Genomic DNA, 472 nt, shown 5'->3' on the forward strand with positions numbered 1-472 from the left:
CTCCGCAATATTGCCGTTGTATTTCGGTTTTACTTTCAGAGTAGAAAAGTCTGTATTGGGTGTTTCAAGCCCTTCCACTTCACTGTATTTTACTTTATACCCGAACAGTTTTCCGTTAAGATTTGCCGGATCATTGATCTTGGTCATCCATCCGCGGATATTGTAAGTGTAATCGATGCTTTGAAGATTATTTCCTACTTTCTTGTTCACAAGCTGAGACAGATCGTTATAGGTGTTTTCGGCAAGTAGTTCCTGCGGATTATTATCTACCTGATGATAATGTTTTACCAACTTGTTTTGGGAATCGTACTCAAAAGTTTCGGTAATCACTTTTTCAGTATCTGTACTTAATCTTTTATGATACGTTTTAGAAAGCTTAGGAACCCCCGCAAAATCCAGCTCGGTTTCGGTGTTGGTGTATCCTCCGAGATGGTTGGTGCTTTTGGTGGCAATTGCCCTTCCCATCGAATCG

At 40.5% G+C, this 472-nt stretch carries 1 pseudogene; it reads right to left on the minus strand.

Annotated elements, in window-relative coordinates:
- Positions 1-472 (minus strand): annotated as a pseudogene (locus tag QWT87_RS21125) (RHS repeat-associated core domain-containing protein); the annotation flags it as partial.

Origin of the sequence: Chryseobacterium urinae (assembly GCF_030518295.1) — a bacterium.
Lineage (GTDB): Bacteria > Bacteroidota > Bacteroidia > Flavobacteriales > Weeksellaceae > Chryseobacterium > Chryseobacterium mucoviscidosis.